Below are 7,139 nucleotides of genomic sequence, written 5' to 3'. Positions count from 1 at the left end.
CGACCGCGGCCACCGCCACCACGAACGTGAGGTCGAAGAGCAGCTCGAGCGGCGTCGACGCGCGGGGCGTCTCGTCGACCGAGCGCGACACCATGGGCCGCACCCACGGCCGGCGCAGCTCGGGCTCCCGGCCGACCTGCTGCGCACCCGTGGTCACGGGCCGGACGCTAGCCGGGCAGGGCGGTCCATGACAGCCCCCGACAGCCCCGGCAGCCCTTCCCTTCGGCCCTTCGACGGACAAGTTAGCAGGGTTGATGTCGACGCATCAGGCCTATAGCCTTGACCGGTGCTCGTGCTGACCGTGGACCAGCGCCGCAGCCGTGGGTCCGCCGACCAGGTCGAGCGCCTGCTCGGCTGGCTCGAGGAGCGCAGGCTGCCCACGGTCCGCCGGTTCGAGCGGACCGCCGGCGACGAGGTGCAGGGCGTCCTCGACAGCCCGCCCGCCGCGGTGGGACTGGTGCTCGACCTGGTCCGGCAGGACCGCTGGAGCATCGGCCTGGGCGTCGGGCCGGTCGACGAGCCGTTGCCGACCAGCACGCGTGCCGGGTCCGGGCCGGCTTTCGTCCTCGCTCGGGACGCCGTCACGCGGGCCAAGTCGCGACCCACGGGGCTCGCGGTGAGCGGCCCGGCGCTCGCCGCGGCGGGGCACGCGCAGACCGCCCTGGACCTGGCGGCGGCGCTGGTTCAGCGTCGCAGCGAGCGCGGCTGGGAGGCCGTGGACCTGGCGGCGAGCGGGCTCTCCCAGGTGGAGGTGGCCAAGCGGCTCGACATCAGCAAGCAGGCCGTCTCGCAGCGCCTGCAGGCCGCGGACTGGCACCTGGAGGGGCCGGCGCGCCAGCTCGCCAGCCACCTGGTGGCGGTCGCCGATGCGTCCGGGGCGGGTGGCAGGCTCGGGGCCCGATGACGCTCCTCGCCCTGCTCCTCCTGCTGCTCGCTGCGGCTGCACCGGCCACCCTGCCGCTGCTGCGCCGGTGGGTCCCGGACCCGGTGCTGCCGGCCGCGGTCCTCGCGACGGTGCTGCTCGCGCTGGCCGCGGCCGTCGCGGCAGCGGATGACCCGACCGATCCCGCGGACGGCTGGCAGCTGGCCGCGGCACTGGTCCTGGGGGTGGCCGCCGCGACGACCGGCGGCGGCCTGGTGGTCCGCGGCGTCTTCCGGCTGATGCGCGACGAGTGGTGGCCCTGGACCGCACCCCGTCGCGCGGCCGCGCAGGCGTCGCCCGACGACCCGGCCGCCAGCGACGAGGGCGCGCCTGCCCCTGACGACGACGAGCCGGCAGGAGCCAGGTCGGTGGAGACCGTGCTGCGCGGCGGCGCCTGGATCGGCTTCCTGGAGAGGGGCGCCGTGGCCGCGACCCTGTTGGCCGGCTGGCCGGAGGGCATCGCACTGGTGCTGGCCGTCAAGGGCGTCGGTCGCTACTCGGAGCTGCGCGAGGCCAACGCACCCGAGGCGTTCATCATCGGCACTCTCGCCAGCCTGCTGTGGGCCGGCGCGGCGGCCGGGACGGCCCAGCTGCTGCGCTAGCGTCCGGTCCGTGCACCTTCTCGTGATCGGCGGCACCCGTTTCATCGGCCGCCACGTCGTCCAGGAGGCCCTGGACCGCGGTCACCGGGTCACCCTCTTCCACCGCGGGCGCACGGGCGCGGACCTGTTCGCGGGCGACGACCGGGTCAGCCGGCTGACCGGCGACCGCGACGTCGACCTGTCCGCGCTGGCCGAGGGCGAGTGGGACGCGACCGTCGACACCTGCGCCTACGTCCCGCGGCAGGTCCAGGCACTCGCCGACGTCCTCGGCGAACGGGGTGGCCGGCACCTGCTGGTCTCCAGCGTCTCGGCGTACGCCGCACCCGACTCCCCCCGTTTCGACGAGGACTCGCCGCTCGCCGAGCTCGACGACCCGACCGTCGAGGAGGTGACCGAGACGACGTACGGCGGGCTGAAGGTCCTCTGCGAGCGCGCCGCGGTCGAGCGCTACGGACCGGGGACGGCGGTCGTGCGGCCGACCTACGTGGTCGGCCCGGACGACTACACGTGGCGCTTCCCGTGGTGGGTGACGCGGCTGGCCCGCGGCGGCGAGGTGCTCGCGCCGGGCCCGCCCGACGCCCCGGCCCAGGTCATCGACGTGCGCGACATGGCGGCGTGGATGGTGGGGCTGCTCGAGGATGGGCACAGCGGTGCGTTCCACGCGGTGAGCCCGGCGCCGCCGTTCTCCTGGCGGGACGAGCTGGAGGCCGTGCGCGACGCGGTCGCCCCGGAAGGCACCACGCTGACCTGGGTGTCGCCGGACTTCCTGCGGGAGGCCGGCGTCGACGGGGACGCGCTGCCGCTGTGGAGCGCCGACGACCCGGCGGTGCTGACGATGGCCGCCGACCCGGGCCGGGCGACCGCCACCGGGCTGCGGCCGCGGCCGCTCGCCGACACGGTTCGCGACACCCTCGCGTGGGCCCGCTCGGTGCCCCGGCCGGACTCGGCCGACCGGCTCGACGCCGACCGCGAGGCGGAGCTGCTGGCTCGCTGGCACCGCCGCCGCTGAGCCCCCGTCCGGAGTGTCGGAGGATCCGCATGCTCATCAGGCGGATTCCCCGACAGTCCGGCGGGATCGGGTCAGAAGGGAAGCTGTCGGCCGGACGGGGTGCGCAGGTCGAGCGGTGCGGCGGAGGTCGAGCGCACGGGCCGGCGGACATGCACCCGGACGCTGACGCTGCCGCCGGTGCTGGTGGTGGCCGACATCGGGGTCACGTCCCTCAGGCCGCGACCGGCTGGGCGGCCGGGGCAGTGCTCGCCGTGGCCGGCAGCAGGTAGCCGCCGTCGTCGAAGAGGACCACGCCGTTGCACAGGAGGCTCCAACCCTGCTCGGGGTGGGCGGCCACGGTGCAGGCGGCGACGGGGCTGGTGGGCCCGTCGGCCGCGGGGCAGGTCGCCTGGTGGCGGTGGGTGCTGGTGTCGGTGGTGTGCATGGCGCACCTCGGTTCCTCTCCCGCGGTCGCGCACCTGCGGTGCGGCTGCTGCGGTGACTCGTCGCTGGGTGGTGGTCTGGAGTTGTCGAGCTGGCGCCACCCGTTACGACGCCCGGCACCCCGCGGACTCATCGGCCCGCGACAGACCGGTTCAACTGCCGTCGTCCACCGTCAGCTCGATCGTCACCAGCTCGCCCTCCTCGAGGTCCTCCGCGTGGCGCACCGCATCCTTGAGCGGCACCACGTATCCGCCGTCCTTGGGCCACAGCGACGTCTCCCACTCGGTGTCGCCGACCCGGGCCAGCACCGGGACCATCCCCCAGCCGTAGGTCACGGCAACGGCCACCTCCTTGAGCCGTGCGCTGCTGGCCGCGGGGACGGTGACGAAGTAGTACGGCGCCGGGCCCCGCCAGTGCCAGATCTCGCCGGTCACGTCCAGGTCCATCCGGCCAGGCTAGGGTCGGATCCGGACGTTCGGCTTCCGGATCGCGGGGGGTGGCGTGGCAGAGGCGGCCAGCCCGACGGCCCGGGCGCTGCTGGCCCTCGAGCTGCTGCAGGGCAGCCCCGGCATCACCGCGGAGCGGCTCGCCGACAAGCTCGGCGTCTCCGAGCGCGCCGCCCGGCGGTACGTGGCGGTGCTGCGCGAGGCAGGCATCCCGATCGAGTCGGTCCGCGGGCCGTACGGCGGCTACCGGGTAGGCCGCGGCCTGCGGCTCCCCCCGCTGGTCTTCTCCTCGACCGAGGCCCTCGGCCTGGTGATGGCGGTGCTGGACGGGCACCACGACGCCGCCGACCCCACCAGCCCGGTGGGCAGCGCCCTGGGCAAGATCGTGCGGGCGCTGCCGGAGCCGGTGGCGGCCCAGGCGGAGGCGGTCCGCCGCAGCACCGCGCCGGCCCCCGACCGGGCGGCCGCCCGGCCGGACCCGGGGACGACCAGCGCGCTGGTGCAGGCCTGCTCGGACCGACGCCGGGTCCGCATCGGCTACCGGTCCGAGGCAGGCTCCGAGTGGCAGCCCGAGGTCGATCCCTGGGCGGTCGTGGTGCGGCACGGCCGGTGGTACCTGCTCTGCCACGCGCACGCGGCGGGCGCCCTGCGCGCCTACCGCATCGACCGGGTCCGGTCGGTGGAGCTGCTGGCCGAGTCGTTCGACGTGCCGGCCGACCTCGACCCGGTCGCCCTGCTCGAGCAGCACCTCGCGCTCGGCTGGGAGTACGACGTCGAGCTGCTCGTCGACGCGCCGATGGCCGAGGTGGCCGGACGGGTGTCCCCGGTGCTCGGTCGCCTCGAGCCGGTCGACGAGAGCACCACCCGGCTGGTCGGGAGCACCAGCAACCCGTGGTGGTTCGCCGAGCAGCTCGCAGCGTTCCCGGCGCCGTACCGCATCGTCGGGTGCCGTGAGCTGCAGGAGACGGCGCGCGCGGTCGGCCGCCGGCTGGTCGCGGCGGCCGGTCCGGAGGACGGCGTCTAGGGTCGCCAGCCGTCCGGCGGGTCCTCGCCGACCAGCCCGTCGACGGCCTCGCGGAGCAGGTCCGCGTGACCGGCGTGCCGGCCGTACTCCTCCACCAGGTCGAACACCAGCCGGCGCAGGCTGGCGTGCCGGCCGTCGTCGTCCGCGATGTCGACAGGTTGGTCGAGCCCGCCGTCGGCCAGCGCGGCCGCGACCCTCGCGCGGGACCGCTCGACAGCCTCGTCCCAGAGGGCGTAGAGCTCCTCGGGCGTCTGGTCCGCGGCGGAGGCGAAGACCCAGTCCTCGACGTCGAACCGGTAGGTCGACTCCCACGGCTCTCCGGGCGACTCGCCGCGCAGCTTGGTGGTGAACGTGTAGTCCTCGACGAAGGCGAGGTGCTTGAGCAGGCCGCCGAGGGTCAGCTCGGACGTGCCCAGCCTGGTCCGCAGGCCGGCCTTGTCCAGGTGACCGGCCTTCCAGCGGAAGGTCCAGCGCATCCGGTCGAGCGCGCCCAGCAGGTGCTCGGTCTCGGTGCCGGCGAGCGGCGGCTCCCACGGGCGCTGGTCGGCGCCTGCCGAGGCCGCGGGGCTCGAGGCAGACGGGGTCGGGGTGGGGGTGTCGGTCGTCATGCCGGGGACCGTACGACGCATTCCGGTCGGATCGCGTCCGCTACTCCCGCGAGCGCCCAGCAAGTGCAAAGCCGTGGAATGTTGCGGAGCTACTGCGGGCTCGTCTCGGGTACCGGCCCAATTGCGCTGGGACGTCCCCGCACCGGGGTGCGGGGACGTCCCTAGTTGCGCTGTCTCAGGCGCATGGCGGCGCTCTCAGAGAGGCCGCCGGGTGCCGTAGTACCCGCCCAAGGAGTCGCGGTAGTCCCGCTCCTTGTACGCCTTCTCGTCGAACTCTGGCGCGGACTTGATCTCGCTCTTCGTCCGGTCCACGTGGACCTTCTTGTCGCTGACGTCGACCCGGCTGATCACACCGGCCGGCAGCATGACCTTCTTGCCGAGAATCCATGGCCCGGTGTCCACGACGATGTAGCCGGCCCCGACCTCGTACGACGCGTCGTCGACCTTGCCGATGTCGCCGTCGGTGGCCTCCACCTTGTAGCCGGCGACGTCCATCGACGACCAGTCGCCCGACCCGTAGGTCCAGATGTCGGTGTTAGTCATAGGGATCTCCTTTCGACTCTCACTGCTGGACACTCCGGCGATCCCCGTTGCCAGCAGGGGAAAACTCGAACCCGAGCTCTCGCGGTGCGTCTGCAGAAGTGGCCGGTGATATGGCCGTGACACCTGAGACGAACAGCGCACGGTGGTTCTCCACCCCGTACGTAGGGTGACGGTTCGTCGCTCGATGCCGCCACATCACAGCGCGAGGGCTGCACCGACTGGGGAAGTCCTTGCCGCGCGTGCCGGGGGTGCGGGAGTCAGGAGTCGGTGTACTGGACGATCCCGAGGCACATCTCGTCGGAGGTGCCCTCGCCCCAGGTCACGTACCTGGGCTGCTCGTCGGCCAGCTCGGGGATCATCGAACGCAGGGCCGCGTCGTGGGTGCAGGTGACCCGCAGAGTGTCGCCGGCCCGGACCGGGACCGGACGGTCCAGAGGGGTGGCGGCCTGGTCGTCGAAGTCCCACACCTCGCGGTCCAGCAGCCGCTGCTCGCGCGACGTGCCGGGGTCGAGGTCGACCGAGATCGACCGGCCGAGCAGGTGCATGTGCCCCGCGACCGCGCGCACCACCATGTCCTGAGGCGCCGTGCGGTCGCAGCTCTGCCGGGTGCCTGGCCGGATGGGGCGGCCCGCCCGGGAGCAGAGCAGGGCCAATCCGGCCACGGTCCGCCCGGCAGACGGCCCGATCCGCGAGGCGAGGTCGACCATCGACGCCGACCGGCCGCACAGCGGGCCGGACTCCTCGTCGGTGCACGGCAGCTCCACCGGGGCGACGAGCAGCATGGTGCGCAGCGGCCGGAGGTCGGCGCTGCCGGGCATCAGTCGCAGGGCGACAGCGGTGTCGTCGGCGAAGGTGGACGCGTCGTCGCCGGCGGCCCGCAGGTTGTAGTGCAGCTGGAGCACGACTTGGCTGCCCGCCGGGAGGAAGCGCCCGGTGCGCTGCCGCATCACCGTCTCTCCGCCGCCGGGTGCCCAGGCGGCCAGCCAGGGTGCCCGGTCGAGGTTGCGCACCGGGTCGTCGCCGGCCTGCTGCAGGGCGGACCCGCCGAAGCAGCTCCACCCGTCGCCCGCGGCGTCGGCGTCCTGGCGCTGGGCCGCCGCCACCTGACCCGGCGGCACCGCGAACAGGATCGCGTGGTGGACGACGGAGCTGTTGCCGGGCAGCACGTCAGACCCGGTGACGAAGGCGCCCTCGGTCAGGCCCGGGTCGATGAGGAAGCAGCGGTAGTCGTCTCGGCCGGCCCCGGGGGCGCTGGGCCGGTAGGGGCCGCCGGGCAGCTTCAAGGTGACCCGGCGCTCCCCCGGCCGCAGGGCGACCGGCGCGCCCGGCGCGACCGTCGGGGTCGCCGCGCCGTCCGTCGAGGCGGTGCCGTGGCTGTGCGGCGCGGTGCCCGGCGCGTGGCTGTGGGTCGATGCCGCGGACTGACGCACCGGAAGCGCCTCGGCTCCCGACTCCACCGGCGCCGCAGCGCAGCCGGCGAGCAGGGCCGCGGCACCGAGCACGGCCGCGGCCCGCAGTGTGCTCCGGCGCGTGGTCACCGGTCGATCCTAGGCTTCGCCGCG

Annotated in this window: 9 protein-coding genes; 4 read left to right on the top strand and 5 right to left on the bottom strand. The window is 74.5% G+C overall.

The genetic code is table 11. The annotated features are described in order from the left end of the window. Nucleotides 1–286 precede the first annotated feature (286 nt). Genes VK640_15865 through VK640_15855 form a run of 3 tightly spaced genes read left to right on the top strand, consistent with a single transcriptional unit; the run spans nucleotide 287 to nucleotide 2,533 of the window. On the top strand, nucleotides 287–904 hold the full coding sequence (locus tag VK640_15865; protein HTE74652.1) for a hypothetical protein: 618 nt from the start codon (nucleotides 287–289) through the stop codon (nucleotides 902–904). Then, nucleotides 901–1,524, top strand: coding sequence for a hypothetical protein (locus VK640_15860; GenBank protein ID HTE74651.1), 624 nt, complete (start codon nucleotides 901–903; stop codon nucleotides 1,522–1,524). Before VK640_15865 ends, VK640_15860 begins: the two co-directional genes overlap by 4 nt. A 10-nt stretch (nucleotides 1,525–1,534) precedes the next feature. Then, a complete protein-coding gene (locus VK640_15855; protein HTE74650.1) occupies nucleotides 1,535–2,533 on the top strand; it encodes an NAD-dependent epimerase/dehydratase family protein in 999 nt (332 codons plus the stop codon). A gap of 211 nt (nucleotides 2,534–2,744) precedes the next feature. Here the strand turns inward: VK640_15855 and VK640_15850 are convergent, their stop codons facing one another. Together VK640_15850 and VK640_15845 are read right to left on the bottom strand one after the other, a co-directional pair. Further along, nucleotides 2,745–2,957 carry a DUF5999 family protein gene (locus tag VK640_15850; protein HTE74649.1) on the bottom strand — a complete coding sequence of 71 codons (213 nt, stop codon included), beginning with the start codon at nucleotides 2,955–2,957 and terminating at the stop codon, nucleotides 2,745–2,747. 151 nt (nucleotides 2,958–3,108) lie between these two features. Then, the gene (locus tag VK640_15845; GenBank protein HTE74648.1) at nucleotides 3,109–3,402 is read right to left on the bottom strand and encodes a DUF1905 domain-containing protein; all 294 of its coding nucleotides are present in this window, start codon (nucleotides 3,400–3,402) and stop codon (nucleotides 3,109–3,111) included. Nucleotides 3,403–3,457: 55 nt separating this feature from the next. Between VK640_15845 and VK640_15840 the strand changes: the two genes are divergently transcribed. Beyond that, on the top strand, nucleotides 3,458–4,426 hold the full coding sequence (locus VK640_15840; GenBank protein HTE74647.1) for a WYL domain-containing protein: 969 nt from the start codon (nucleotides 3,458–3,460) through the stop codon (nucleotides 4,424–4,426). On the opposite strand, the gene VK640_15835 is transcribed toward VK640_15840, so the two are convergent. The 3 genes from VK640_15835 to VK640_15825 form a co-directional block, all read right to left on the bottom strand. Next, entirely contained in the window at nucleotides 4,423–5,034 is a 612-nt protein-coding gene (locus tag VK640_15835; GenBank protein HTE74646.1) for a DUF664 domain-containing protein, read from the bottom strand. The genes VK640_15840 and VK640_15835 overlap by 4 nt on opposite strands. A gap of 195 nt (nucleotides 5,035–5,229) precedes the next feature. Next, complete coding sequence (locus VK640_15830; GenBank protein ID HTE74645.1) at nucleotides 5,230–5,577, bottom strand: PRC-barrel domain-containing protein; 348 nt, start codon at nucleotides 5,575–5,577, stop codon at nucleotides 5,230–5,232. Nucleotides 5,578–5,834: 257 nt separating this feature from the next. Further along, nucleotides 5,835–7,115 carry a monooxygenase gene (locus VK640_15825; protein HTE74644.1) on the bottom strand — a complete coding sequence of 427 codons (1,281 nt, stop codon included), beginning with the start codon at nucleotides 7,113–7,115 and terminating at the stop codon, nucleotides 5,835–5,837. Nucleotides 7,116–7,139: the final 24 nt, after the last annotated feature.

The organism is Actinomycetes bacterium, from assembly GCA_035489715.1.
GTDB lineage: Bacteria > Actinomycetota > Actinomycetes > JACCUZ01 > JACCUZ01 > DATHAP01.
The sequence above is the reverse complement of the archived record's forward strand: the minus strand, read 5'-3'. Positions and strand labels throughout refer to the sequence as shown.